The organism is Paracoccus pantotrophus, assembly GCF_008824185.1.
Classification (GTDB): Bacteria; Pseudomonadota; Alphaproteobacteria; order Rhodobacterales; family Rhodobacteraceae; genus Paracoccus; species Paracoccus pantotrophus.
In genome coordinates, this window is the sequence record NZ_CP044425.1 from 493,786 (window position 1) to 519,405 (window position 25,620).

Annotated in this window: 23 protein-coding genes; 14 read left to right on the plus strand and 9 right to left on the minus strand. The window is 69.4% G+C overall.

Annotated elements, in window-relative coordinates:
* Position 1: 1 nt before the first annotated feature.
* The 9 genes from ESD82_RS10230 to ESD82_RS10270 form a co-directional block, all read right to left on the minus strand.
* The gene (locus ESD82_RS10230) at positions 2–670 is read right to left on the minus strand and encodes an amino acid ABC transporter permease (protein WP_024843783.1); all 669 of its coding nucleotides are present in this window, start codon (positions 668–670) and stop codon (positions 2–4) included.
* Between the two features lie 67 nt (positions 671–737).
* Positions 738–1,751: a LacI family DNA-binding transcriptional regulator gene (locus tag ESD82_RS10235; RefSeq protein ID WP_051419605.1), complete on the minus strand. Its 1,014-nt coding sequence runs from the start codon at positions 1,749–1,751 to the stop codon at positions 738–740.
* A gap of 78 nt (positions 1,752–1,829) precedes the next feature.
* Positions 1,830–2,708, minus strand: coding sequence for an alpha/beta hydrolase (locus ESD82_RS10240; protein WP_147429208.1), 879 nt, complete (start codon positions 2,706–2,708; stop codon positions 1,830–1,832).
* Positions 2,705–4,321: an ABC transporter ATP-binding protein gene (locus tag ESD82_RS10245; protein WP_147429207.1), complete on the minus strand. Its 1,617-nt coding sequence runs from the start codon at positions 4,319–4,321 to the stop codon at positions 2,705–2,707. Before ESD82_RS10245 ends, ESD82_RS10240 begins: the two co-directional genes overlap by 4 nt.
* A gap of 3 nt (positions 4,322–4,324) precedes the next feature.
* Positions 4,325–5,143 (minus strand): ABC transporter permease, encoded by an 819-nt coding sequence (locus tag ESD82_RS10250; RefSeq protein ID WP_024843787.1) that lies wholly within the window; start codon positions 5,141–5,143, stop codon positions 4,325–4,327.
* A 4-nt stretch (positions 5,144–5,147) separates the two neighbouring features.
* Positions 5,148–6,125 carry an ABC transporter permease gene (locus ESD82_RS10255; protein ID WP_147429206.1) on the minus strand — a complete coding sequence of 326 codons (978 nt, stop codon included), beginning with the start codon at positions 6,123–6,125 and terminating at the stop codon, positions 5,148–5,150.
* Complete coding sequence (locus ESD82_RS10260) at positions 6,122–7,576, minus strand: carnitine 3-dehydrogenase (RefSeq protein WP_147429205.1); 1,455 nt, start codon at positions 7,574–7,576, stop codon at positions 6,122–6,124. The genes ESD82_RS10255 and ESD82_RS10260 overlap by 4 nt, the downstream gene beginning before the upstream one ends.
* Positions 7,573–9,132 (minus strand): ABC transporter substrate-binding protein, encoded by a 1,560-nt coding sequence (locus tag ESD82_RS10265; RefSeq protein ID WP_147429204.1) that lies wholly within the window; start codon positions 9,130–9,132, stop codon positions 7,573–7,575. Before ESD82_RS10265 ends, ESD82_RS10260 begins: the two co-directional genes overlap by 4 nt.
* Positions 9,133–9,176: 44 nt before the next feature.
* Complete coding sequence (locus ESD82_RS10270; protein WP_151208816.1) at positions 9,177–10,064, minus strand: BKACE family enzyme; 888 nt, start codon at positions 10,062–10,064, stop codon at positions 9,177–9,179.
* Positions 10,065–10,150: 86 nt separating this feature from the next.
* On the opposite strand from ESD82_RS10270, the gene ESD82_RS10275 reads away from it, so the two are divergent.
* The 14 genes from ESD82_RS10275 (at position 10,151) to ESD82_RS10340 (ending at position 24,331) form a co-directional block, all read left to right on the plus strand.
* The gene (locus ESD82_RS10275) at positions 10,151–11,104 is read left to right on the plus strand and encodes a GlxA family transcriptional regulator (RefSeq protein WP_024843792.1); all 954 of its coding nucleotides are present in this window, start codon (positions 10,151–10,153) and stop codon (positions 11,102–11,104) included.
* 176 nt (positions 11,105–11,280) lie between these two features.
* A complete protein-coding gene (locus ESD82_RS10280) occupies positions 11,281–11,961 on the plus strand; it encodes a GntR family transcriptional regulator (protein ID WP_051419604.1) in 681 nt (226 codons plus the stop codon).
* Between the two features lie 25 nt (positions 11,962–11,986).
* Positions 11,987–12,967: a TRAP transporter substrate-binding protein gene (locus tag ESD82_RS10285; protein ID WP_147429428.1), complete on the plus strand. Its 981-nt coding sequence runs from the start codon at positions 11,987–11,989 to the stop codon at positions 12,965–12,967.
* Between the two features lie 62 nt (positions 12,968–13,029).
* Positions 13,030–13,536, plus strand: a complete 507-nt coding sequence (locus ESD82_RS10290) for a TRAP transporter small permease (RefSeq protein ID WP_147429427.1) — start codon at positions 13,030–13,032, stop codon at positions 13,534–13,536.
* Between the two features lie 3 nt (positions 13,537–13,539).
* The gene (locus ESD82_RS10295; RefSeq protein WP_147429426.1) at positions 13,540–14,820 is read left to right on the plus strand and encodes a TRAP transporter large permease; all 1,281 of its coding nucleotides are present in this window, start codon (positions 13,540–13,542) and stop codon (positions 14,818–14,820) included.
* 1 nt (position 14,821) lies between these two features.
* The gene (locus tag ESD82_RS10300) at positions 14,822–15,865 is read left to right on the plus strand and encodes an L-idonate 5-dehydrogenase (RefSeq protein ID WP_147429425.1); all 1,044 of its coding nucleotides are present in this window, start codon (positions 14,822–14,824) and stop codon (positions 15,863–15,865) included.
* Between the two features lie 4 nt (positions 15,866–15,869).
* The gene (locus ESD82_RS10305) at positions 15,870–17,027 is read left to right on the plus strand and encodes an alpha-hydroxy acid oxidase (RefSeq protein ID WP_147429424.1); all 1,158 of its coding nucleotides are present in this window, start codon (positions 15,870–15,872) and stop codon (positions 17,025–17,027) included.
* 18 nt (positions 17,028–17,045) lie between these two features.
* Entirely contained in the window at positions 17,046–18,254 is a 1,209-nt protein-coding gene (uxuA, locus tag ESD82_RS10310) for a mannonate dehydratase (RefSeq protein WP_147429423.1), read from the plus strand.
* Positions 18,251–19,699: a mannitol dehydrogenase family protein gene (locus ESD82_RS10315; RefSeq protein WP_147429422.1), complete on the plus strand. Its 1,449-nt coding sequence runs from the start codon at positions 18,251–18,253 to the stop codon at positions 19,697–19,699. Before uxuA ends, ESD82_RS10315 begins: the two co-directional genes overlap by 4 nt.
* Complete coding sequence (locus ESD82_RS10320; RefSeq protein ID WP_147429421.1) at positions 19,696–20,613, plus strand: sugar kinase; 918 nt, start codon at positions 19,696–19,698, stop codon at positions 20,611–20,613. The genes ESD82_RS10315 and ESD82_RS10320 overlap by 4 nt, the downstream gene beginning before the upstream one ends.
* Positions 20,614–20,747: 134 nt before the next feature.
* Positions 20,748–21,380 carry a CerR family C-terminal domain-containing protein gene (locus tag ESD82_RS10325; protein WP_074990613.1) on the plus strand — a complete coding sequence of 211 codons (633 nt, stop codon included), beginning with the start codon at positions 20,748–20,750 and terminating at the stop codon, positions 21,378–21,380.
* Complete coding sequence (locus ESD82_RS10330) at positions 21,373–22,314, plus strand: HlyD family secretion protein (RefSeq protein WP_147429420.1); 942 nt, start codon at positions 21,373–21,375, stop codon at positions 22,312–22,314. Before ESD82_RS10325 ends, ESD82_RS10330 begins: the two co-directional genes overlap by 8 nt.
* On the plus strand, positions 22,311–23,219 hold the full coding sequence (locus ESD82_RS10335; RefSeq protein ID WP_147429419.1) for an ABC transporter ATP-binding protein: 909 nt from the start codon (positions 22,311–22,313) through the stop codon (positions 23,217–23,219). The genes ESD82_RS10330 and ESD82_RS10335 overlap by 4 nt, the downstream gene beginning before the upstream one ends.
* Entirely contained in the window at positions 23,216–24,331 is a 1,116-nt protein-coding gene (locus ESD82_RS10340) for an ABC transporter permease (RefSeq protein ID WP_147429418.1), read from the plus strand. The genes ESD82_RS10335 and ESD82_RS10340 overlap by 4 nt, the downstream gene beginning before the upstream one ends.
* Positions 24,332–25,620 lie beyond the last annotated feature (1,289 nt).

Consider the following 25,620-nt stretch of genomic DNA (forward strand, 5'->3'; position numbering starts at 1 on the left):
CTCAGCGGCTCGCAGGATAGGTGAAGAAGGCGCGGCGGATGGCGGCGAACAGGGTCGAGAACCCCAGCGCCAGCAGGAAATACAGGATCGTCAGCACCAGGTAGATCTCGAAGCTGGCGAAGGTGCGGGCGTTCAGGTCCGCCCCGGCCGAGGCAAGGTCGTTGGCCGAGATGACCGAGACCACGCTGGAGGTCAGCATCAGGTAGATGAACTGGCTGGTCAGCGAGGGGTAGATGTTGCGCAGCGCCGGGATCATCACGACATAGCGAAAGATCTGGGCGGGGCCGAGGCCAAGCGCGCGGCCGGCCTCGATCTGGCCGCGGGGGATCGATTCGATGCCGGCCCGGATGATCTCGGTGCCATAGGCGCCGACATTGACCACCAGCGCCACCAGCGCGGCGGTGTTCGGCGACAGGCTGATACCGGCAGCGGGCAGGCCGAAGAAGATGAAGAAGATCTGCACCAGGAACGGCGTGTTGCGGATCACCTCGACATAGACATCGGTCAGCCAGCGCAGCGGCCGGATGCCCGAGGTCTTGGCCACCGCGCCCAGGACCGAGACGACCAGCCCCAGCACCATGGCCATCAGCGACAGCCGCACCGTCAGCCAGGCGCCGTAAAGCAGCAGGTCGAGATTGCCGAAAACCGGCTGGAAATTGAACTGATACATCTGCCCTCCCCTGCGGATGCGTCGATTCCTGTTATTTAGAACGATCTAAAAGAAGCAAATGCAAAAGTCAACCCGCTTCCCGCCCGCTGCTTTCCCGGATCACCAGCCGCGGCGCCAGGATCGCGCGCTCGACCGGCGCGCCGGCATCGGCCAGCCGCCGGGCCAGCAGGCGCGCCGCGGCAGCGCCGATCCCGGCCGGGTCCATGGCGACGCTGGTCAGCGGCGGATAGGTCAGCTCGGCCAGCGGCAGGTCGTCCAGGCCGACCACGCCCAGGTCGCGCCCCGGTTCCAGCCCGGCGCGGCGCAGGCCCAGCATCAGACCGGCGGCAAGGACATCGTTGAAGCACAGCACCGCCTCGGGCCGGCTTTGCAGCGCCAGCACCTCGGCGGCCGAGCGCGCCGCGCCCTCCCAGGTCAGGTCGGCCTCAACGATACCGGCATCCTCGGCGCCGGTCTCGGCCAGGGCGCGGGCAAAGCCGGCCAGCCGCTCCTCGCGCGCCGAGGTGCGGGCGCCGACCGACAGGAAGGCAATGCGGCGACGGCCGAGGCCGACCAGGTGCTGCACCGCCAGCCGCACCCCCTCGATATAGTCGGCGCCGGCGTAATCGGTGGCACCCCGGTCGATCTCGCGCAGCGACTGCACCATCGGCAGGCCCCAGCGGCGCATGCGCGCGGGCAGGCCCGGATCGGTCCCCGCCGCCGGGCACAGGATCACCCCATCGACACCATGGCCGCGAAAGCGTTGCAGGATGCCCTCCTGGCGCCGGGGATCGTCCTGGCTGTTGGCCAGCAGCACGACCCGGTCGTCCTCGCCCATCACCCGCTCGACCCCGGCCAGGAACTCGGTGAAGAACGCGTTCACCAGATTCGGCACGATCACCCCAACGGTGCGGCTGCTGTTGTTGCGCAGCCGCGCGGCGCCGATGTCGCGGACATAGTCCAGGTCTGCCATGACCTGCTCGACCTTTTCGCGGGTGTGATCGGCGACCAGGGGCGATTTGCGCACCACCAGCGACACGGTGGCGCGCGACACGCCGGCGATCCGCGCGACCTCGTCCAGCGTGACCCGTTTGCGCTGCATGGCGATCCCCCTCTCTCATGGCTCTCTCATGGCATTCGTGCCGGGGGGCGGGATGTCAAGCCCGCAGCGGATCGCCCCTCAGCGCGGCGGGCCGGCGAACCGCTGGATCGCGGCCAGGATCGCCTGGAAGCTGCGCCGCGCGCGGTCGCAGTGGCGGCGGGCCCGCAGATAGCCGTGGGGCAGTTCCGGCTCGTTGCGCCAATGCGCCGCGACGCCCTCGGCCCGCAGCCGCCGCACATAGTCGCGCCCGTCGTCGCGCAGCGGATCGACATCGGCGGTGACGACGAAGGCCGGCGCCAGCCCGGCCAGGCTGTCGGCCTGCAAGGGATGCGCCAGCGGATCGGCCGGCCCCTCGCCATGCAGCGCGGCGTGATAGCCGGCCAGATCCTCGGTGCGCAGCAAGGGCGCCTCGGCATTCTCGCGATAGGAGGGCGCGCTGCCGTCGCCGCCCAGGCCGGGATAGACCAGCACCTGCCCCAATGGCTGCCGCGCCCCGCGCCGCGACAGGCAAAGCGCGGCGGCCAGCAGCCCGCCCGCGCTGTCGCCCGCGATGACGGCGGGACGGTCCAGCGCGTCCCAGACCGCCTGCACATCCGCGATCTGCGCCGGCCAGCGATGCTCGGGCGCCAGCCGGTAATCGACCGCGACGACCTGCAACCCGGTGGCATCGGCGATCTCGGCGCAGACATCGTCATGGCTGTCGAGCCCGCCGACCACGAAACCGCCGCCATGCACATAGGCCACGGCCACGGGGGTCTCGGGGCCATAGACGCGGCAGGGCACGCCGCCGATGCGGCGATCCTCGACCTTCAGGCCCGGCGGGCGCGGGGCGCGAAAGACGGCGCACATCGCATCGTAGAAGCGCCGGTTGTCGGCGGCGCTGGCGCCGTTCGCCTCGGGCGGATAGGCGGCCTCGGTCCGGGCGATGAAGTCCAGCACCTGCGGATCGCGGATCATGCCGCGCCCTCGGCGATGCGGCCCTCGGCGATACGACGCGTCAGCCAGTCCGGGTCCATCTGCGGCACCGAGGCCAGCAATTCGCGCGTATAGGCATGGCGCGGCGGGTCCAGCACCTCGGCCTTCAGGCCCTTGTCCATGACCCGTCCGCCCCTCATCACCACCACCTCGTCGGCGATGGCGCGGACGGTGGCGATGTCATGGGTGATGAACATGTAGCTGACGCCGGTTTCGTCCTGCACCTTGCTGAGCAGCCGCAGGATGCCCTCGGCCACCAGTTGGTCCAGCGCGCTGGTCACCTCGTCGCAGATGATGAATTCGGGATCGGCGGCCAGCGCCCGGGCGATGCCGATGCGCTGCTTCTGTCCGCCCGACAGCTCGCCCGGCAGGCGGTCGAGAAACCGCGCCGGCTCCAGCTCGATCTGCTCCATCAGCGCGTTGAGCCGCGCCTCGCGCGCCCGGCCGGTCAGGCCCAGGTAGAATTGCAGCGGCCGCGACAGGATCTGCCGGATGGTCTGGCGCGGGTTCAGCGCCGTGTCGGCCATCTGGTAGATCATCTGCACCGCCCGCTTCTGTTCCAGCCCGCGCTGCGCCAAGCGCGGCGGCAGGGGCGTGCCGTTCAGCGCGATGCTGCCCGCACGCGGCGGCAGCAGCCCGGTGATCGCCCGCGCCGTGGTGGACTTGCCCGAGCCGGATTCGCCCACCACCGCCACGGTGGCGCCGCGCGGGATGTCGAAGCTGACCTCGCTGAGCACGTCCAGCGACGAATAGCCCGCCGTCACCTCGCGGATGCTGATCGTCGGCGCGCTGGCCTGCGGCAGGGCGCGCTGGGGCCGGCGGAACGCGCGCACCGCCCAGAGCGAGCGGGTGTAGTCCTGCGCCGGCGCCTCGATCATCCGGCGGGTCGGTGCGTCCTCGACCTCGCGGCCGTGGCGCATGACCTTGATGCGGTCGGCCATCTGGGCGACCACGGCCAGGTCGTGGGTGATGTAGATCGCCGCCGTGCCCGTGGTCTCGACCGCCTGCCGGATCGCCGCCAGCACGCCGATCTGCGTGGTCACGTCCAGCGCCGTGGTCGGCTCGTCAAAGACGATCAGGTCGGGCTTGCAGGCCATGGCCATGGCGACCATCGCCCGCTGCAACTGCCCGCCCGAGACCTGATGCGGAAAGCGCAGCCCGAAATGCTCCGGGTCGGGCAGGTGCATGGCGGCATAGAGCCGGCGCGCGAAGGCTTCGGATTCCGCGCGGTCCGCCGTGTGGTGGATCGCCGGCCCCTCGCAGAACTGGTCCAGAAGCCGCCATGCCGGGTTGAAGCTTGCCGCCGCCGATTGCGCGACATAGGCGACCCGGCGGCCGCGAAAGGCGCGGCGCCGGCGCTCGGGCAATTGCAGCAGGTCGGTGCCGTCGAAGATCACCCGCCCGCCGGCAAAGCGCAGCCCGCCCTGGGCGAAACCCAGCGCCGCAAGGCCCAGCGTGGATTTCCCGGCCCCGGATTCGCCGATCAGCCCGACGACTTCGCCCCGGGCGACCTGCAGGTCGACGCCGTGCAGGATCGGGGTCCAGCCTTCCTCGCCCCGCGCCTCGACCTTCAGCTTCTCGATGTTCAGCAGCATGGTTCAGTCCTTCAGACCCGAGGCGCGGTGCAGCATCCAGTCCACCACGAAATTGACCGAGACCGTCAGCACCGCGATGCAGGCGGCGGGCATAAGCGGCGTGATGTCGCCGAAGGTGATCAGCGCCGCATTGTCGCGCACCATCGCGCCCCAGTCCGCCATCGGCGGCGGCAGGCCGAGGCCCAGGAAGCTGAGCGCCGAGATGGTCAGGAACACGAAGCAGAAGCGCAGCCCGAACTCGGCGATCAGCGGCGCCGAGATGTTCGGCAGCACCTCGCGGCTGATGATCCACCAGGTGCCCTCGCCGCGCAGCTGCGCCGCCTCGACATAGTCCATCACCATGACGTTCATCGCCGTGGCGCGGGCCAGGCGAAAGACCCGGGTGGAATCGAGGATCGCCACCACGACGACCAGGTTCGCCACCCCCGGTCCCAGCGCCGACAAGGCCAGCAGCGTCAGGATCAGCGCCGGCACCGCCATCAGCACATCGACCAGCCGCGACAGCGCCAGATCGACCCAGCCGCCAAGCGCCGCCGCCAGCAGTCCGGAAATGGCGCCGATGCCGAAGGCCAGCGCCGTGGTGACCAGCGCCACGCCCACGGTATTGCGCGCGCCCCAGATCAGCCGCGACAGCATGTCCCGGCCCAGCGTGTCGGTGCCAAGGGGATAGGCGGCGCTCCACGGCTCGAACTGGGCGCCGACGATCTGCGCCTCGGCATGGGGCGCCAGCAGCGGCGCGAAGAGCGCGATCACCGCATAGGCGGCGATGACCAGAACCCCAAGGATCGCGGTCGACGGCATGGTTTTCAGCATCCGGATCATGGCCTTACCTCGGATGCAGCAGGCGGGGGTTCGTGGTGATCGCCAGAACGTCGGCCAGCAGGTTCAGCAGGATATAGACCGCGGCAAAGATCAGCGCGCAGGCCTGCACCACCGGAATGTCGCGATTGGTGACGCTGTCCACCATCAGCTGGCCGAGGCCGGGATAGACGAAGACAACCTCGACGATGACGACGCCGGTGATCAGCCAGGCCACGTTCAGCGCCACCACGTTGACGATGGGCGCCAGCGCGTTCGGCAGGGCGTGGCGGGTGACGACGCGCCAGCGCGACACGCCCTTCAGCCGCGCCATGGTGACATAGGGCGCGCCCAGCACGTTGACCACCGCCGCCCGCGTCATCCGCATCATATGCGCGGTCACCACCAGGACCAGGGTGATCGCGGGCAGGAAGGCGCGGCCCAGCATCTCGGCCAGCCGCGGCGAGGCGCCGGGATCGGCGATCGAGGGGAACCAGCCCATCCTGACCGACAGCCAGAACATCAGGATATAGGCGATGAAGAATTCCGGGAAGGAAATCGCCGACAGCGTCGCCACATTGGCGATGCGGTCGAACCAGCTGCCGCGCCACAGGGCGGCCAGCAGCCCCAGCCCCACCGCCAGCGGCACCGCGATCACCGCCGCATAGGCGGCCAGGAACATGGTGTTGCCCAGCCGCGCGGCCAGCAGGTCCGCCACCGGCCGGCCATTGGCCAGCGAGCGGCCGAAATCGCCCGACAGCACCCCGCCGACCCAGTCGAGATAGCGCCAGGCCAAGGGCTGGTCGAGGCCAAGCTCGCGCCGGAAGGCGGCGACGGTCTCGGACGTGGCGGACTGGCCCAGCACCTGCTGGGCGATGTCGCCGGGCAGCAGGCTGACGGCCAGGAAGATCAGCACCGAGATGACGAAGAGCGTAAAGACCCCGATGCCCAGCCGGCCCGCGATCATCCGCAGGATGGGCCGCCGCCGGGCCTCGGCGGCGCTCATGCGGTGGCCTCCTTCTGGCGGATCGGGCGGATGCCGGCGCCGGCATGATCAGGATGCGGCGCGCCGTCCTGCGCGGCCACCCGGTCCAGCGCCTCCAGCAGCGCGGACGGCATCGGGATGGCGCGCCCCTCGCCGGTATCGACATGCAGCAGCATATGCTCGCCGGTCGCGACCTCGGTTCCGTCCTTGCGCAGGATGGCATGATGCAGGCGGAAGCGTTTGGCGTCATGGCCCAGCAGCCGGGTCTCGACGGTCAAAAGCTCGCCCGCCCTCACCTCGGCCAGGTGGCGGATATGAGTCTCGACCGTATAGGCCGAGCGGCCCTGCGCCCGGTAATCGGCATCCAGCCCGATATGGATCAGGAAGGCGTCCGTCGCATCGCCCAGCACCTGCAGATAGCGGAACTCGGTCATGTGGCCGTTGTAATCGACCCAGCCGCCGGTCACGCGGGCCTGATGGATGCGCAGCGGGTAGCCCGTCGCAGGCGTGGGCGCGCGGGCATAGAAGCCGTCCTCCTGCGCGCGCACGGTCTGGCCGACACCCCAGTCGTTCGCCTTGAGCGCCTGGAAGATGCCGACCAGGTTGTCGTCGCGGATCCGCTCCAGCTCGCGGATCGAATGCCGGCCCGACTGCGCGTCGGACTGGCCGGCGATACGGTCAATCAGCGCCTCGTCGAGGTCGGGCACCTCCATCAGCTTGGTCCAGGGCCATTTCAGCGCCGGGCCGAACTGGCCGAGGAAATGCCGCATCCCGGCCTCGCCGCCGGCGATGCGATAGGTCTCGAACAGGCCCATCTGCGCCCAACGCAGGCCGAAGCCGAAGCGGATGATGTCGTCGATCTCCTCGGTGGTGGCGATGCCGTCATGGACCAGCCACAGCGCCTCGCGCCAGACGGCTTCCAGCAGGCGGTCGCCGATATGGGCGTCGATCTCGCGCGCGATCCGGACCGGCTTCATGCCGACCGCCGCCAGGATCTCGCAGGCGCGCCCGGCCGCCTCGCCGCCGCCCACGACCTCGACCACGGGCAGAAGGTAGACCGGGTTGAAGGGATGGGCGACGAGGATGCGGGCGGGATGCCGCGCCCCCTGCCGCAACTCAGACGGCTTGAAGCCCGAGGTCGAGGAGCCGATCAGCGCCGTCCCGGGCGCGGCGGCCTCGATCTCGGCGATGATGCGGTGCTTCAGCTCCAGCCGCTCGGGCACGCTTTCCTGGATATAGTCGGCGTCCCGGACCGCCTCGGCCAGCGAGCCGGCCCAGAGGATGCGCCCCGGCCGGGGCAGCGGCGCCTGGAACAGCTTTTCCCAGGCGCGGGTGGCATTCGCCAGCACCTCGCCGACGATGCGCTGCGCCTCGGGGTGGGGGTCGTGGACCGCCACGTCATGCCCCGAGAGGATGAAGCGGGCGATCCAGCCGCCGCCGATGACCCCGCCGCCGATTGCCGCGATCTTCATGCCTGCCACCACCGTTCCACGATCTTCCAGCCGTCGAGGAAGCGGTTCGACGCCACCTCGCCATGCGCCACCTTGTCATTGGCCACGTCGATATAGTTCACGAAAATGGGGATGATCGTGCCGCCATCCTCGGAGACCAGCCCCTGCATCTCGCGATACATCTCGGCGCGCAGGCCGTCGTCCAGCTCGGCCCGCGCCTTCAGCAGCAACTCGTTGAAGCGCTCGTTGTCCCAGTGGCTCTCGTTCCACTCGGCGCCACGGGCATAGACCAGGCTGAACATGTCGTCCTCGGTCGGGCGGCCGTTCCAGTAGCTGACGCAGAAGGGCTTCTTCAGCCAGACGTTGGACCAATAGCCGTCGTCCGGCTCGCGCTTGACGGTCAGCTCGATCCCGGCCGCCTTGGCCGATTGCTGGAACAGCTGCACCATGTCGAGCGCCCCGACCGAGGCCGCGTCCGAGGCGGAAATCTCGACCTTCAGCCCCTCCATGCCGGCCTGTTTCAGGTAATGTTTCGCCTTGTCCGGGTCATAGGCCCGCTGCGGCAGGTCGGCGGCAAAGAAGCGGTTCGCCGGCGCGATCGGACTGTCATTGGCGATCTGGCCATGGCCGCGCAGCACCTTGTCCAGCACCTCCTGCCGGTCGATGGCGTATTTCAGCGCCAGCCGCAGGTTCGGATCGGTAAAGGGCGCCTGGTCGCAGAACATCGGCATGGTGTAATGCGCGGTCCCCGTCACCTCGACCAGTTGCAGGCCCGGACGGCGCTGCAACAGGTGCAGCGTAGCGAGGTCGGGCGAGTTGATGACATCGACCTCGCCGGTCATCAGCGCGTTCTGCCGGGCGGTGGCGTCGTTGATGGTCAGCAGCACCGCCTCGTCGAACCAGGCGCGGTCGGGCTTCCAGTAATCGTCGCGGCGCTTGAGCGTGATGCGCACGCCCGGCTCGAAATTCTCCAGCACATAGCCGCCGGTGCCCAGGCCCGACTGCCAGTCCAGCGTGCCGTCCTCGTTCGCCGGCATGATGACGAAGTGATAGTCCGAAGTCAGATAGGCGAAATCGGCATTGCCCGAGGTCAGCTCGAACACCACCACATTGTCGCCATCGGCGCGGATCTCCTTGACCTGTTCCAGCGAGCCCTTGGCGCCGGACTTGGTATCGGCGCCGCGATGGTGGTCGAAGGAGGCGATCACATCCCGCGCCGTGACCTTGCGCCCGTCCGAGAAGGTGACGCCGTCCTTCAGGCGGAAGGTCCAGATGCGGGCCTCGGCATCGGGCTCGAACTCGGCCAGTTCGGGCACGGCCTGGCCCTTGGCGTCGATCTCGACCAGGTTGTTGCAGACCGCCAGCATCGCCGTCACCACCGGGCCGGCAGCATAGGTCGCCGGGTCCAGCGTGTCCGAGGTCGCCCCGCCCAGATGGCCGATGCGCAGCCTGCCGCCGCGCCTGGCCTCTTGCGCCCGCGCGCCGCGCGGCAGGATCAGCCCCGCCGCCGCCACGCCCGCCGCACCGGCCAGCAGCCCCCGCCTTGTCAGTCCCTGCCTCGTCAGATTGAAACTCATGATGGACCCCCTGTCTTGTGTTATGGATTGGTTCGGCCTGCGGCTCAGCGCCGGGTCAGCTTCAGCTTGTCGCGCACCTCCTGCGGACCGAGGATGCGGCAGCCCATCGCATTCAGGATCGTCACCGCCCGCTCGACCAGATCGCCGTTGCGGGCCGGCACGCCCTTGTCCAGCCAGATATTGTCCTCAAGCCCGACGCGCACATTGCCGCCGGCCAGCGCCGCCTGCGCGACATAGGGAAGCTGCATCCGCCCGATCGAGAACATGGAATAGACCCAGCCGGGCGGGATGTTGTTCACCATCGCCATCAGGCTGTTCGGATCGGCCGGCGCACCATAGGGGATGCCCATGCACAGCTGGATCATCACCGGATCGTCGATCAGCCCCTCCTCCACCAGCGTCTTGGCCAGCCACAGATGGCCGGTGTCGAAGACCTCGATCTCGGGCCGCACCCCCGCCGCCTGGATGCGTGCCGCCATGGCGCGCAGCGTGCCGGGGGTGTTGGTCATGACGTAATCGGCCTCGGCGAAGTTCATCGTGCCGCAATCGAGGGTGCAGATCTCGGGCAGCAGTTCCTCGACATGTACCAGCCGCTCGCTGGCGCCGATCAGGTCGGATTGCGGCGACAGCGGCAGCGGCGCCTCGGCCGAGCCCAGCACGATGTCGCCGCCCATGCCCGCCGTCAGGTTCAGCACCACGTCGGTGCCCGCGGAGCGCACCCGCTCCACCACCTCGCGATACAGCGCCGGATCGCGCGATGGGGCGCCGGTATCGGGATCGCGCACATGCACATGGGCGATGGCCGCACCCGCCTTCGCCGCCTCGATGCAGGCTTCGGCGATCTGGCGGGGCGTGATCGGCACCAGGTCGGACTTCTTGTGGCTCTGCCCCGATCCGGTCACCGCGCAGGTGATGAAGACGTCACGGTTCATTCATGGCTCCGGCAATGTGTGATTTCACCGCAGCCTGACAGCTATTTGGCTGGCATGATGTGCAGTTTACGCCATAATCTTTGCCTATGTCGCCAAAATCGCCGCTGCACCTGACCTTCCTGCTGTTCGACGGCTTCTCGAACATGGTGCTGGCCAGCGCCATCGAGCCCCTGCGGGCGGCCCGCGACCTGTCGGGGCGGCGGCTGTTTTCCTGGCAGGTCAGCTCGCTGGACGGCGGGGCGGTCACCAGCTCGTCGCGGCTGGCGATCGCGGTCGATCTGCCGCTGGAACGGGTGGGGGCGACGGATGCGCTGATCCTGGTCTCGGGCTACGGCATGCGCGACCATTTGCAGCGCGACTCGATGCGGGCGGTGCTGCGCAAGGCGCGCGGGCTGCCGGTGTTGGGCGGCCTCGACACCGGGGCGTGGCTGCTGGCGCAGATGGGCCTGCTGGCCGGGCGCCGTGCCGCGATCCACTGGATGGAGCGCGAGGCGCTGGCCGAGGCCTTTCCGGAAATCACCGTGGTGCCCGACCCCTATGTCGCGGACGGCAATATCGTCACCTGCGGCGGCGCGCAAAGCGTACTCAGCTGGTCGCTGGACCTGATCGGCGCACAGGCAGGCGAGGCGCTGCGCTTCGACGTGGCCAACATGTTCGGCCGGGTCATGGGCCGCAGCACCGATCCGGTGGAATGGCAATTGCCCAGCCGCATGACCGACAGCGCCCTGCCACCGGCGCTGCAGCGCGCCATCGTCGCCATGCGCGAAACCGCCGAGCAGCCCCTGCCCCTGCCCCGCATCGCCGAGCGCGCGGCGCTGTCGCCGCGCAGCATGGACCGGCTGTTCCATGCCCATCTGGGCCTGTCGGCCGGCGGCTATTACCGGCAGATCCGGCTGTCCCATGCCCGGGCCCTGGCGCTGGAAACCAAGCTGTCGCTGGGCGAGATCGCCTCGCGTACCGGGTTCTCGTCGCCCGCCACGCTGGCACGCGCCTATCGCCGCGCTTTCGGGGAAACCGTGCGGAAAACCGGGACGCGATAGCGGTCAAAGCCGCGATATGCGGCGATGCGGGGGATTTCCGTCGATCGGCCCGCTGCCCTGGCCCATCCCGTGATCGCGCTGCCTTGAAGCGATCGCGCCTTCGCTGCGCACATGATGCATCTTTTTTATTTACTAGTATGCAAGTATGCAATACATCCGGCCCAGGGGGAAGAATCATGTCCATGCAGCCCAATATCGACTTCACGCTTTCAACCGCGCCGCAGGTCTATGACTGGCTGCGGGACGCGATCCTGCGCGGCGCGCTGCCGCCCGGCACCCGGCTGAGCGAAACCGAGATCGCCACCCAGGTCGGCGTCAGCCGCCAGCCGGTGCGCGAGGCCTTCATCCGCCTGACCGCCGACGGGCTGGCCGAGGTCCGGCCCCAGCGCGGCACCTATATCCGCCGCATCTCGGTTTCGGCGGTGCTGTCGGCGCGGCTGATCCGCGAGGCGGTCGAGAGCGATCTGATCCGCATGCTGGCCAAGCAGGCCGACGACCGGCTGCTGGCCCATCTGGACCGCGAGATCGAGGAACAGGCCCAGGCCGTCGCCCGCAACGATGCCGAAACCTTCGTGCGGCTGGACGACCGCTTCCACCGGCTGCTGGCCGTGGCCGCCGGGCAGGAGGCGGTCTGGGAGGTGCTGGAGGGGCTGAAATCGCAGATGAACCGCCTGCGCTACATCACCGCGCGCACCTTCGACATCCAGAAGCTGATCGGCCAGCATGCCGAGATCGTCGAGGGCCTGCGCAACCACGATCCCGGCCTGGCCGAAGCCGCCATGCGCCGCCACCTGCGCGAATTGCTCAACGACCTGCCCGAGATCGCGCGCGCGCGCCCCGAACTTTTCATACCCTGACCCCGCATCATCCCGGAGGAGAACCATGATCACCCTGAACCGTCGCCGCTTCGCGGCGCTGGCCGTGGCCTGCATGACCGCCGCTTCCGCCAAGGGCGCCTCGGCCGCCGAACTGACGCTGAAGCTCGGCCATCTGGCGAACGAGCAGAACTCCTGGCACAAGGCGTCGCTGAAATTCGCCGAGGAGCTTGACCGCCTGACCGAGGGCCGCATCGCCGTCGAGGTCTTCCCGAACGACTCGCTGGGCCGCGAGATGGACCTGATCAACGGCATGCAGCTCGGCACGGTCGAGATGACCATCACCGGCGAAAGCCTTCAGAACTGGGCGCCCATGGCGGCCCTGCTGGCCATTCCCTATGCCTATCAGTCGCTTGAGCACATGGACGCGGTCGCCGGCGGCGAGATCGGCCAGCAGATCGAGGCGCAGATCATCGAGCGCGCGCAGGTCCGGCCCATCGCCTATTTCGCCCGCGGCCCGCGCAACCTGACCGCGAACCACCCCATCACCACCCCGGCCGAGCTGAACCGCATGCGGCTGCGGGTGCCCAACGTGCCGCTCTTCGTCGACACCTGGACCGCGCTCGGCGCCCAGCCGACGCCGATGGCTTTCTCGGAGGTCTTCACCTCGCTGCAGAACGGCACCATCGGCGGGCAGGAAAACCCGCTGGCGCTGATCCAGGCCGCCTCGCTGAACGAGGTGCAGAGCCATGTGAACCAGACCGAGCATGTGCGCAGCTGGATCTACCTGACCATCGCCGAGCAGGTCTGGCAGCGCCTGTCCGAAGAGGACCAGGCCCATGTGCTGGAGGCCGCCCGCATCGCGCAAGAGTTCGAGCGCGAGCAGTTCCTGCAGGACGAGGACGCCATCCGCGCCGATCTGGAGGCCAAGGGCATGACCTTCGTCGAGGTCGACCAGCAGGCATTCGCCGAGGGCTCGCGCGATGCGGTGATCAAAAGCGTCGACGAAAGCATCAAGCCCATCGTCGAGGATCTGTTCAACCACTGAACGGCAACGGGACGGAGCCGGCGCGCAGCCCGCGCCGGGGCCTTCCCCAAGGGTTTGGAACCATGAAAAACCTGGCACTCTTGCAACGCGGCGTCGCGGCGGCCAGCCGGTTTGCGGTGGGCATCGCCTTCTTCGCGCTGATCGTGGTGGTCACGCTTCAGATCGCCACCCGGACCTTCGGCCTGCCCTCGCCGGTCTGGACCGAGGAACTGTCGCGCTATCTGCTGCTCTACATGACCGCCTTCGGCATCGGCCTGTCGCTGATGACGGGTGAGCTGGTGAACGTGGACCTGCTGCAGGAAACCGTCTCGGAGGCCCGCGCCTGGTGGATGCGGCTGATCGCGGCGATCTGCACCGCGGCGCTTGGCGCGGTGATGATCTGGCCGGCCTGGAAATTCACCACCATCGGCGCCTTCCAGCGCTCGCCCAGCCTGCGCTGGCCGATGGACATCATCCACGCTTCGGTTCTGGTGCTGTCGGTCCTGCTGTTCCTGTTCGCGCTTTTGCGGGTGATCGGCATGATCGCCGGCACCGATGACGGGCGGCCCCACCTTGCCGAGGAAGCCTGATCCATGGACCTTTTCCTGCTTCTGACCACCTTCATCGTGACGCTGGCGCTTGGCGTGCCGGTCGCGGTCTGCCTGGGGCTGGCCTCGCTGGCCTATATCCTGTCGGCGGGGCTGCCGGTCGTCATCATCCCGCAGCGCATGTATGCGGGCATGGACGTCTTCGTGCTGCTGTGCATTCCCGGCTTCATCCTGGCCGGCAACCTGATGAACTTCGGCGGCATCACCGAACGCATCATCCGCCTGGCCAATGCCATGGTGGGCTGGATGCGCGGCGGGCTGGCCATGGCCAATGTCGCGGATTCGATGATGTTCGGCGGCGTCTCGGGCACGGCGGTCGCCGATGTCGCCGCGACCGGCGGGGTGATGATCCCCGGCATGAAGAAATCCGGCTATCCCGGCGATTTCGCCGCCGCGATCACCGCCGCCTCGGCGACGGTTGGACCGATGCTGCCGCCCAGCGTGCCGATGATCATCGTCGGCGCCCTGTCGGGCATCTCGGTCGGGCAGCTGTTCCTGGCCGGCGCGGTGCCGGGCATTCTGATGGGCGTCGGCATGGCGATCACCTGCTATATCCTCGCCGTGCGCCGCAACTATCCGCGCCAGCAATGGCAGGGCTTCGGCGAGCTGATCGCGGCCTTCCTCGCCGCCTTCTGGGCGCTGGCCATGACCGGGCTGATCATCGGCGGGCTGCTGACCGGCATCGCGACGCCGACCGAGACCGCCATCGTCGCCTGCCTCTACGCCTTTGTCGTCGGCGCCTTCGTCTATCGCGAGCTGCCGATCCGCGCGGTGCCGCGCATCGTCGTCAACAGCGCGATCTCCTCGGCCGGCATCCTGGCGCTGGTGGGCTTCGCCAATGTCTTCGGCTCGATCCTGGCCTCCGAGCGCATTCCGCAGATGCTGGTCAGCAGCGTGCTGGCGATCACCGACAACCCGATCCTGGTCATCCTGCTGGTCAACGTGCTGCTGCTGTGCATCGGCATGTTCATGGAAACCATCGCGGCCCTCATCATCCTGTTCGTGCCCCTGCTTGGGCTGGCGACCAGCGTCGGCATCGAGCCGCTGCATTTCGCCACCTTCGCGGTCTTGAACCTGATGATCGGCCTGACCACGCCGCCGGTGGGGGTCTGCCTGTTCGTCGCCTGCAACATCGCCCGCGAGCCCTTGGCCAAGGTGATCAGCGCGGTCATTCCCTTCCTGATCTCGAACATCGTGGTGCTGCTGCTGGTCTCCTATTACCCGCCCTTCGCCACCTGGCTGCCGACGACGCTGATGGGGAACTGACATGACACGCGACATCGCCTGCCGCCTGCACGCGGCCCATGACCTGCGGATCGAGCCCCTGGCCGAACCGCAACCCGCCCCAGGCACCGCCCTGATCCGCGTGCTGCGCGGCGGCATCTGCGGCTCGGACCTGCATTACTATCACGATGGCGGCTTCGGCCCGGTGCGCGTGCGCCAACCCATCGTGCTGGGCCACGAAGCCGCCGGCGTGGTGGAAAGCGCGCCCGAGGGGTCCGGTCTGGTGCCGGGGCAACTGGTGGCGCTGTCGCCCTCGCGCCCCTGCGGCGAATGCGACTATTGCCGCGCGGGGACCGAGCGGCATTGCCTGGCCATGCGCTTCAACGGCTCGGCCATGCGGATGCCGCATGAGGACGGCTTCTTCCGCAACCGGCTGTATCACCCGCTGGGCCAATGCCTGCCGCTGCCCGAAGGAACCAGCGCCGAGGCCGCCGCCGGGGCCGAGCCGCTGGCCGTCTGCCTGCACGCCCTGACCATGGCGCCTGACCTGTCCGGCCAGCGGGTGCTGATCACCGGCGCCGGTCCCATCGGCGCCATCTGCACCGCGCTGGCCCGCCTGCGCGGCGCGGCCGAGATCGTGGTGACGGATGTGCAGGACTTCACGCTGGAGATCGCCCGCCGCATGGGCGCCGACCGGGCGGTGAACGTGGCCGAAGATCCCGACGCCCTGGCCGACCTGTCCCAGGGCAAGGGCCGCATCGACGTGGTGCTGGAATGCTCGGCCAATCCCCATGCCATCGCGCAGGCCATCGGCTTGGCGCGGCCGCAGGCCACCATGGTCCAGATCGGCGTCGGCGGCACCCTGCCCCTGCCCTTGAACCTGATCGTCGCCAAGGAGTTGCGCCTTTTCGGCACCCACCGCTTCGACCGCGAATTTGCCGAGGCCGCGCGCATGATCGGCGCGGGCCAGATCGACCTGTCGCCCATGGTCACGCAAGTCCTGCCCGCGGCCGAGGCGCAGCGGGCCTTCGACCTGGCCGGCGACCGGGCGCAGGCGGTCAAGGTGCAGCTGGATTTCGGGGACTGAACCCATGCCGGTCATCACCGAGATCGAGGATCTGCGCCGCCTGCACCGGCGGCGCGTCCCGCGCATGTTCTACGATTACGTCGATGTCGGCGCCTGGACCGGCAGCACCTATCGCGCCAACCGCGCCGATTTCGAACGCATCCTGCTGCGCCAGCGCGTCGCCCGCAACATCGAGGCCCGCAGCCTTGCCACCACCATGCTGGGCCAGCCGGTCTCGATGCCGCTGGCTCTGGCGCCGGTGGGGCTCTTGGGCATGCAGCACCCGGATGGCGAGATCCTCGCCGCCCGCGCCGCGCATTCCGCCGGCGTGCCCTTCACGCTGTCGACCATGTCGATGTGCTCGCTGGAGGACGTGGCGGCCGCGACGGGGGCGCCGTTCTGGTTCCAGCTCTATACCCTGCGGGACGAGGAGTTCCTTGACAATATCCTGGACCGCGCCCGCCGCGCCGGGGTGACGGCGCTGGTGCTGACGCTGGACCTGACCATCCAGGGCCAGCGCCACAAGGATCTGAAGAACCGCATGACCGCACCGCCGCGGCTGACGCTGCCGAACCTGATCGACATCGCCCTGCATCCCCGCTGGGCGCTGGGGATGCTGGGCACGCGCCGGCGCAGCTTCGGCAATATCGTCGGCCATGCTCGCGGCGTCGACAGCCTGGGCGACCTGATGGACTGGACCGCGCGCCAGTTCGACCAGCGGCTGGACTGGGCGCGGGTCGAACAGATCATCCGCAAATGGGGCGGGCCGGTGATCCTGAAAGGCATCAACGACCCCGAGGACGCGCGGCGCGCGCTGGATACCGGCTGCGACGCGATCCTGGTCTCGAACCATGGCGGGCGGCAGCTGGACGGCGCCCCCTCGACCATCCGCACGCTGCCCGCGATCCGCCGCGCGGTCGGGCCGGAGCTTCCGCTTTATCTCGACAGCGGCGTCCAGTCGGGACAGGAGGCGCTGAAGGCCATCGCCCGCGGCGCCAACGGCGTCTTTGTCGGCCGCGCCTTCACCTATGGGCTGGGCGCCATGGGGCAAAAGGGCGTCGAGACGGCGCTGGCCATCCTGCGCCGCGAAATGGACATCACCATGGCGCTATGCGGCGTCAACGACATCAAGGATTTCGGTCCCGGCTGCCTGTGGCCCAACGACCGCGGCAATGCCGCCTGAGGAACAAGGAAACGTGAAATGCGACATACCTGGCGCTGGTTCGGCCCCAAGGATCGGGTCTCGATCGACGACATGCTGCAGGCGGGGGTGCAGGGCGTTGTGACCGCCCTGCACCACGTCCCGACCGGAACCGTCTGGTCCCCCGGGGAAATCGCCCGCCGGCAGGCCGAGCTGGCGCTGATGGCGGACGGCGCGCCCTCGGGCCTGAAATGGGAGGTGGTCGAAAGCCTGCCGGTCAGCGAGGCGATCAAGACCCAGACCGGCGACTGGCGGGCGCATGTCGAGAACTGGATCACCTCGATGCGCAACCTGAAGGACGCCGGGATCGAGGTCATCTGCTACAATTTCATGCCGGTGCTGGACTGGACCCGCACCGACCTGGCCTGGCGGCGCCCGAACGGCGCGCGCTGCATGCGCTTCGACTTCACCGATTTCGCCGCCTTCGACATCCATATCCTGCAGCGCAAGGGCGCGGCCGAGGATTTCCCCGAGGAGGTGCGCGACGAGGCCGCCCGCCGCTTCGCCCAGATGGACGAGGCCCGGCGCGAAGAGCTGGCCGGCAACGTGGTCTTCGGCCTGCCCGGCGCGGCCGAGCATTTCACCCTGCAGGACGTGCGGGCGCTGCTGGACAGCTATGCCCCCGTCACCGACGCGGTGCTGCGCCGGCATTTCCACGACTTCCTGGAACAGGTCGTCCCCGTCGCGCAAGAAATCGGGGTGCGGCTCTGCTGCCATCCCGACGACCCGCCCTTCGGTCTGCTGGGCCTGCCGCGCGTCATGTCCACCGAGGCGGATTACGCCGAGCGCATGGCCGCCGTGGATCTGCCGGCGAACGGCATCACGCTTTGCTCGGGCTCGCTGGGGGCGCGGCCGGACAACGACCTGCCGGGCATGATGGAGCGGCTGGGCGACCGGGTGCATTTCCTGCACCTGCGCAATGTGCGCCGCGACAGCGACGCGATCCGCGGCTCGTTCTTCGAGGACGAGCATCTGGGCGGCCAGACCGACATGGTGGCGCTGGTCGCCGCGGTGCTGCGCGAGGAAGCCCGCCGCCGCGAGGCCGGCCGCGCCGATGCCGTGATCCCGATGCGCCCCGATCACGGCCAGGACATCCTGGACGATATCGGCCGCGGCGGCCAGCCCGGCTATCCCGCCATCGGCCGGCTCAAGGGCCTGGCCGAGCTGCGCGGCGTGGAACTGGCGCTGAGCCACGGGGCACGGACATGAGCGCGCCGCTGATCAGGCTGACCGACCTGCCGCCCGGCGTCGCGCGGCCGCGCTATGACCGCGCGGCGCATGGCATGGGCATCCTGCATCTGGGGCTGGGTGCCTTTCACCGCGCGCATCAGGCGGTCCATACCGACGATGCGCTGGCGGCCGAGGGCGGCGACTGGCGCATCCTCGGCGCCAACCTGCGCAGCCGCGAGATCCCGGAGGCGCTGAACGCGCAGGACGGGCTTTTCACCGTGCTGGAGCGTTCGGACAGCGACCGGGCGCGGGTGATCGGCGCGCATGGCCCGGCCATCGGCGGCGACGCAGCGGCGATCCTGCGCGCCGCCTGCGATCCGGCGATCCGCATCCTGTCGCTGACCGTCTCGGAAAAGGCTTACGGCATCGACCGCGCCGCCATGGATGCCGATCCGGCCCATCCGGCGGTGGCCGCCGACCTGGCGCAGCCGCAGGCGCCGCAGGGTGTGCTGGGCATCATCATCGCGGCCCTGGCGGCGCGGCGCGAGGCCGGGGTCGCGCCCTTCACGGTGCTCAGCTGCGACAACCTGCCCGACAACGGCGCCTTGCTGCGCGCCGGGGTGCTGGGCTTTGCCCGCCGCCGCGACCCCGGTCTGGCCGGCTGGATCGCCGATCATGTCGCCTTTCCGGCGACCATGGTGGACCGCATCACCCCGGCTACGACCGAACGCACCCTGGCCGATGCCGAGGCGCTGACCGGGTATCGCGACCTGGCCGCGGTCGAGACCGAGCCCTTCAGCCAATGGGTGATCGAGGACCATTTCCCGCAGGGCCGCCCGGTATGGGAGGCCGGCGGCGCGCTGTTCGTCCAGGACGTGCGCCCGCATGAGGCGATGAAGCTGCGCATGCTGAACGGCAGCCATTCCCTGATCGCCTATGCCGGGCAGATGCTGGACCTGCCCCATGTCCGCGACGCCATGGCCGATCCGTCGCTGGTGGCGCTGGTCCGCCGCCACATGCGGGCAGCAGGCGCGACCCTGCCGCGGGGCGCCGGACTCGACCCCGAGGCCTATGCCGCGGCGCTGCTGGCACGCTTTGCCAACCCCGCCATCGCCCACCAGACCCGGCAGATCGCCATGGACGGCACCGAAAAACTGCCGCAGCGCTGGTTCGCCCCCGCGGCCGAGGCGCTGCAAGCCGGCAACGACGCCCGCCCCTTCGCCTTCGCCACCGCGACCTGGCTGGCCTGGCTGACCACGCAGCAGCAGGCCCCGGACGATCCGCGCGGCGCGGCGCTGCTGGAGCTGGCCCGCAAGGCGGGCGAGGACGACGCGGCGCTGGTGCGCTCGGTCCTGGCGCTGCCGGGTCTGGCACCGCCATCGCTGGTCGGCGATGCCGGTTTCACCCAGGCGGTGCGCCGGACCGTCAGCCATATCCGCCGCGACGGCTTGCGCGCGGCCATGGCGACGGAGTTGGCATCATGACCGGCAAGCCCATCCTTTCCATCGGCGAAGCGATGGTCGAGCTGTCGCCCTCGGGCCAGGACGGGCTGTGGCGGCTGGGCATCGCCGGCGACACGCTGAACACCGCCTGGTATCTGCGCCGCCTGCTGTCGGCCGACTGGCGCGTCGCCTATTGCAGCCGCGTGGGCCTGGGCGAGTTCTCGCAGCAGATGGTCGATTTCCTGGCCGCCGAGGGGATCGACGCGACCCATGTCACCCGCGACCCGCAGCGCGAGATCGCGCTCTATGCCATCTCGCTGAAGGATGGCGAGCGCAGCTTCAGCTATTGGCGCGACACCTCGGCGGCCAGGGGGCTGGCCGACGATCCGGCCGCGCTGGCCGCGGCACTGGCGGGCGCGGGCATCGCCTATTTCTCGGGCATCACCCTGGGCATCCTGCCCCCGGCCGGCCGCGCCGCGCTGATCGGGGCGCTGAAGGGCGCCCGCGACGCAGGCACGCAGGTCGTCTTCGACCCCAACCTGCGGCCCCGGCTCTGGCCGGACATTCCGACCATGTGCCGCGAGATCGAGGCGGCGGCGGCCGTCGCCGACCTGGTGCTGCCCAGCTTCGACGACGAGCGCGGCTTTTTCGGCGATGCCGATCCGCAGGCGACGGTGGCGCGCTATCTGGCGCGCGGGGCCGGGCAGGTCGTGGTCAAGGCGGGCGGCGACGCCATCCGCTATGGCGGGCGCGAGGGCGCGGGGCTGGTCGAGGGCCTGCCGCGCGAGGTGCCGGTGGACACCACCTCGGCCGGGGACAGCTTCAATGCCGGCTACCTGGCCGCGCGGCTGGACGGCGCCGACATCCCCGCCGCCATCCGCCGGGCACATGATCTCAGCCGCGTGGTGATCCGCCATCGCGGCGCCTTGGTGCGCGAGGCCGTCGCGCGGGGCTGACCTGCGCGCGGGCCGCATCCCATCACCCGCCCGGTGCGGCGGGCGGAGGCCCCGCCCCGCGCCCCTGCGGACTCGACTCCAAGCCGAAAATCCTGTATCAATCGATTGATTGATTGACCTCTGGCAGGATCGGCATGGACGCGCACCCGACCCGCATTTCCCTGATCCAGGCCGCGATACGGCAATTCGGCCGCGGCGGGTTCGAGGCCGCATCGACGCGGACCATCGCCGCGCAGGCTGGGACCAACATCTCCTCGATCGCCTATCACTTCGGCGGCAAGGACGGGCTGCGCATCGCCTGCGCCGATGCGGTGGCCGAACGGGTGGCGCAGGTCGCCCGGCCCCTGCCCGGCTTGCAGGACCGGCCGGACCCGCGCCACGCCCGGCTGCTGCTGCGGCGGCTGGTGCGCCGGATCGTCACCTTCATGATCGTCAGCCCCGGAGCCAGCGACGCGGTGGCCTTCGTGCTGCGCGAGCTGGCCGAGCCGGACAGCCCGGTGCTGGACCGGCTCTATGCGACGCTGATCGAGCCGCGCCACCGGGCGCTTTGCGCGCTCTGGTCCGCCGCCACCGGCGCGCCGGCAGAGGCCGAGGAGGTGAAGCTGGCCGTGTTTTCCCTGGTCGGCCAGGCGGTCTATTTCCGCGTCGCCGCGCCCATCGTCCAGCGCCGCATGGGCTGGCGGCATTACGGGCGGGCCGAGGCGCGGGCGATCACGCGCCGGATGCTGGCCAACCTGGACCGGATGATCGGGGACGGGGATGGCTGATTTCCTGTGTTCTCTGGGCTTTCTGGCCGCGCTGTTTTCCCATTGCGGCCCGCCGCCGCCGCTGGGCACCGGCTATGCCGAGGGCGAATATGTCCAGATCGCCCCCCTGGCGACGGCACGGGTCGAGGCGCTGGCGGTGCAGCGCGGCGACCGGGTCGAGGCCGGGCAACCCGTGGCGACGCTGGAGAGCCGCGACGCCGCGCTGGCGCTGGCCGCGGCCGAGGCCGCCCATGCCCGCGCCGCCAGCACCCTGGCCGACCTGGAGAAAGGCGGCCGCGCCCCCGAAATCGCCGCCATCGAGGCGACGCTGGCCTCGGCCCGCGCCCATGCCGAGCATGCGGCGCGCGAGGCGGCGCGGCAGGAGCGGCTGCTGGCGCAGCGCGTCAGCGCGCCCGCGCAACTGGAAGACGCCCGCGCCGCCGCCGAGATGGCCGAGGCGGCGGTGCGCGAGGCCGAGGCGCGGCTGGCCGTCGCCCGCCTGCCCGCCCGCCCCGATGCCATCGCCGCCGCCCGCGCCGCCCTGGCCCAGGCCGAGGCCGACCGGCAGGCGATGGAATGGCAGCTCCAGCAGCGCCGGCTGACCGCCCCCACGCCCGGCACCGTGACCGACATCCTGCGGCATGAGGGCGAGATCGCCGGCCCCTCGGCGCCGGTCCTGACCTATCTGCCGGACGGCGCGGTCACGCTGCGCTTCTATGTCGCCGAGGCCGACCTGGCCGCGCTTGCCCTGGGAACCAGGCTGACGGTCGGCTGCGACGGCTGCGCGCCGGCCGGCGCCACGGTCTCCTTCATCGCCGACGAGGCCGAGTTCACCCCGCCGGTCATCTATGCCCGCGACACGCGGCAGAAGCTGGTCTATCTGGTCGAGGCCCGCCCCGAGCCCGGCAGCCCGCTGAAGCCCGGCCAGATCGTCGAGGTCTGGAAGGCGCCATGACCCAAGCCACCGCCATCGACGTGACCGGGCTGACGAAATCCTTCGGCGGCAGGCGGGTGGTCGATGAGGTCGCGCTGCAAGTGGCCGAGGGCGAGATCGCCGGCTTCCTGGGCCCGAACGGCTCGGGCAAGACCACCTGCATCCGCATGATCTGCGGCTTGCTGACGCCCGACGCGGGCAGCGGCAGCGTGCTGGGCCTGGACCTGCGCCGCCAGCAGCGCGCGATCCGGCGGCAGGTCGGCTACATGACTCAGAAATTCTCCTTCTACGAGGATCTGTCCATCGAGGAGAACCTGGCCTTCGTCGCCGGGCTCTACCACCTGCCGCGACAGGCGGTGCGCGACACGCTGGAGGATCTGGGCCTGACCTCGCGCCGGACCCAGCTGGCCGGCAGCCTCTCGGGCGGCTGGAAGCAGCGGCTGGCGCTGGCCGCCTGCATCATGCACCAGCCGCGGCTTCTGCTGCTGGACGAGCCGACCGCCGGCGTCGATCCCAAGGCCCGCCGCCAGTTCTGGGACGAGATCCACGCCCGCGCATTGGGCGGCATGACCGTGCTGGTCTCGACCCATTACATGGACGAGGCCGAGCGTTGCCACCGCATCAATTACATCGCCTATGGCCGGCTGGTGGTCTCGGGCACCGTGGCCGAGGTGATCGCAGGCGCGCGGCTGGTGACGCTGACCGTGCAATCGGCGCGGCCGGGCGAACTGGCCGAGCGCCTGCGCCGGGCACCGGGCGTCGGGCAGGTCGAGCCCTTCGGCACCGCGCTGCACGTGACCGGCACCGACCGCGCGCAGCTCGAAGCCGCGCTGGCCGCCGAGGGCGTGACGGGCCGGCCGGCCGAGACCAGCCTCGAGGACGTGTTCATCCGGCTGATGGAGCTCTCCGAGGACAACATGCGATGAGCTTTTCCCCGACACGGCTGCGGGCGCTGCTGCGCAAGGAATTCATCCAGATGCGCCGCGACCGGCTGACCTTCGCCATGATGCTGGGGGTGCCGATCATGCAGCTTTTGCTGTTCGGCTATGCGATCAACAGCGACCCGCGGGACATGCCCACGGCGCTGGTCGCGCCGGTGCAGGACCGCTTCGGCCGCAGCTTTGCCGCGGCACTGGAGAACAGCGGCTATTACCGCATCACCCATCCCGCGGCGACGGCCGGGGAAGCCGAGCAGCTGATCACCCGGGGCGAGGTTGCCTTTGTCGTGACGGTGCCCGCCGATTTCGGCCGGCGCATGCAGCAGGGCGACCGGCCGCAGATCCTGGTCGAGGCGGACGGCTCGGACCCCTCGGCGACCAGCGGCGCCATCGCCGCGCTGCCGCGCCTTGCGGACAGCGCCTTTCGCCGCGACCGCCCGGCCGAGCCTGCACAGGGCGCACCGGAAATCGTCGTGCATCGCCGCTACAACCCCGAGGCCGTCACGCAATACAACATCGTCCCCGGCCTGCTGGGGGTGATCCTGCAGATGACCATGGTGATGATGACCGCCATGGCCCTGACCCGCGAGATCGAACGCGGCACCATGGAGAACCTGCTGGCCATGCCCGCCACCCCGGCCGAGATCATGCTGGGCAAGATCACCCCGTTCCTGGCCGTCGGCGCGGTGCAGGTTCTGGTCATCCTGGGCGCGGCCTGGGCGATCTTCGACGTGCCTTTCGCGGGCTCGCTGGGGCTGCTGCTGGCCGGGGTGATGGTCTTTGTGCTGGCGCTGGTGCTGCTGGGCTATCTGATCTCGACCGCGGCGCGCACGCAGATGCAGGCGATGCAGATCGCGATCTTCATCTTCCTGCCCTCGGTGCTGCTGTCGGGCTTCATGTTCCCGTTCCGGGGCATGCCGGGCTGGGCGCAGGCCCTGGGCGAGGTGCTGCCGGTGACGCATCTGCTGCGTCTGGTGCGTGCCGTCATGCTGAAGGGCGCGGGCTTCGCCGATGTCGCGCCGCAATTCGCGGCGCTGGCGGTCATGGTGGCGGTGCTGGGCGCGCTGGCCCTGCTGCGGTTCCGCCGGACGCTGGACTGACCGCGCGCCGCATCGCCGACCAACGCCACTCCTGCGCGGCATGCACCCGGTCCTCCAGGGGCCTGCCGGGCTCGTCCTTGCGGTGCCGGCCAGGGGCGAGGTTCTCGCGGACCGTCATATGCGCAAACAGCGCATGGAACTGGAGCACCAGCCCGATGTTGCGCCTGTTCGGCGGCAGGCGTGTCACGTCGCGCTCGCCGGTCCACCCCTCGGTCGACCCCGGCCGGCCGGGGCGGCAATGGGCAGGATCGCGGCCAGATCGTCCGGCAGCAGCACCTTGCTGCGGACCGGGCGGAGGGTGCCGCCAATGATCTTTGGCGGCAATGTCTTCGACTGGACCGGGCGACGCTTCGACCTGCTCGACCGCCTGCCGGCGCATCGAAGTTGTCGGGATCGCGGCCGATCAGGATCTGCCCCTTGCCGTGCCACGCCAGCATGTCCTGCTGGGTCTCCGGCCCGCCATAGGTCCAGGTATCGATCTGGACACGCCCCCAACGGTCCACCGAGGCGGGCGTGTAGGCATAGTAAAGCTGCGTATCGGTGGGCTTGCGAATGATACGATTGGCAAGGCCGGCGCGGAAAATCTGTTCATAGGACCGGCCCGCCGCGCCTTGGCCTTTGCGGCCAGTTTCGCGGTTGTAACGGTCGATCTCACGACGATAGACTACTGCTATAACCGAGAATGGGATGGGTACCATATCGCGGCCGGGGCGGCACCGGGCGCATGACTTGCGTGGGCGCCCTTGAATTCCGGCCTGTCATCGACTCCGCACGAGAGGCTGGCAAAGACCCGTTCAGCGATCTTTGCACGCGCATTCTTCGGAATCGCGAAGGTCAGGTCGACGTCTCAATTGACTGGCTGGTCGGAAGGAGTGACCCGGCAGAGACAGGCGAGTTCGGGTGAGAGGACGACGCGATTTTTGCCAATCTACGGTGGTGTACCTTCTCGTTAAGATTCTCGCTGCAGTTAAGGGCGACCCCCAACATGCCATTGACGCGGAGCAAGGCAGGATCATGGGTGATGAAATCCATGAGGTCGCGGCTACGGCGATGTCTGACTTTATGCGGCAGATAGAGTTGCAGAGCACTCATCCTGCCCGTCCCCGAGGCTACTTTAAGCGGAGCTGCGAATCTTGGTCTCGCATGGCCGTAGAGGAAGGGATACCCAGTTCAGCCGACGATCTTGGTCAGCGCACACATTTTCAGCTAACGTATTGATTTTTCGTCGCCAGAATTTCTGACATTTCGGGAAAATGGCAGGTTTCGAGCCGAAAAGCTCAAACCTTTTG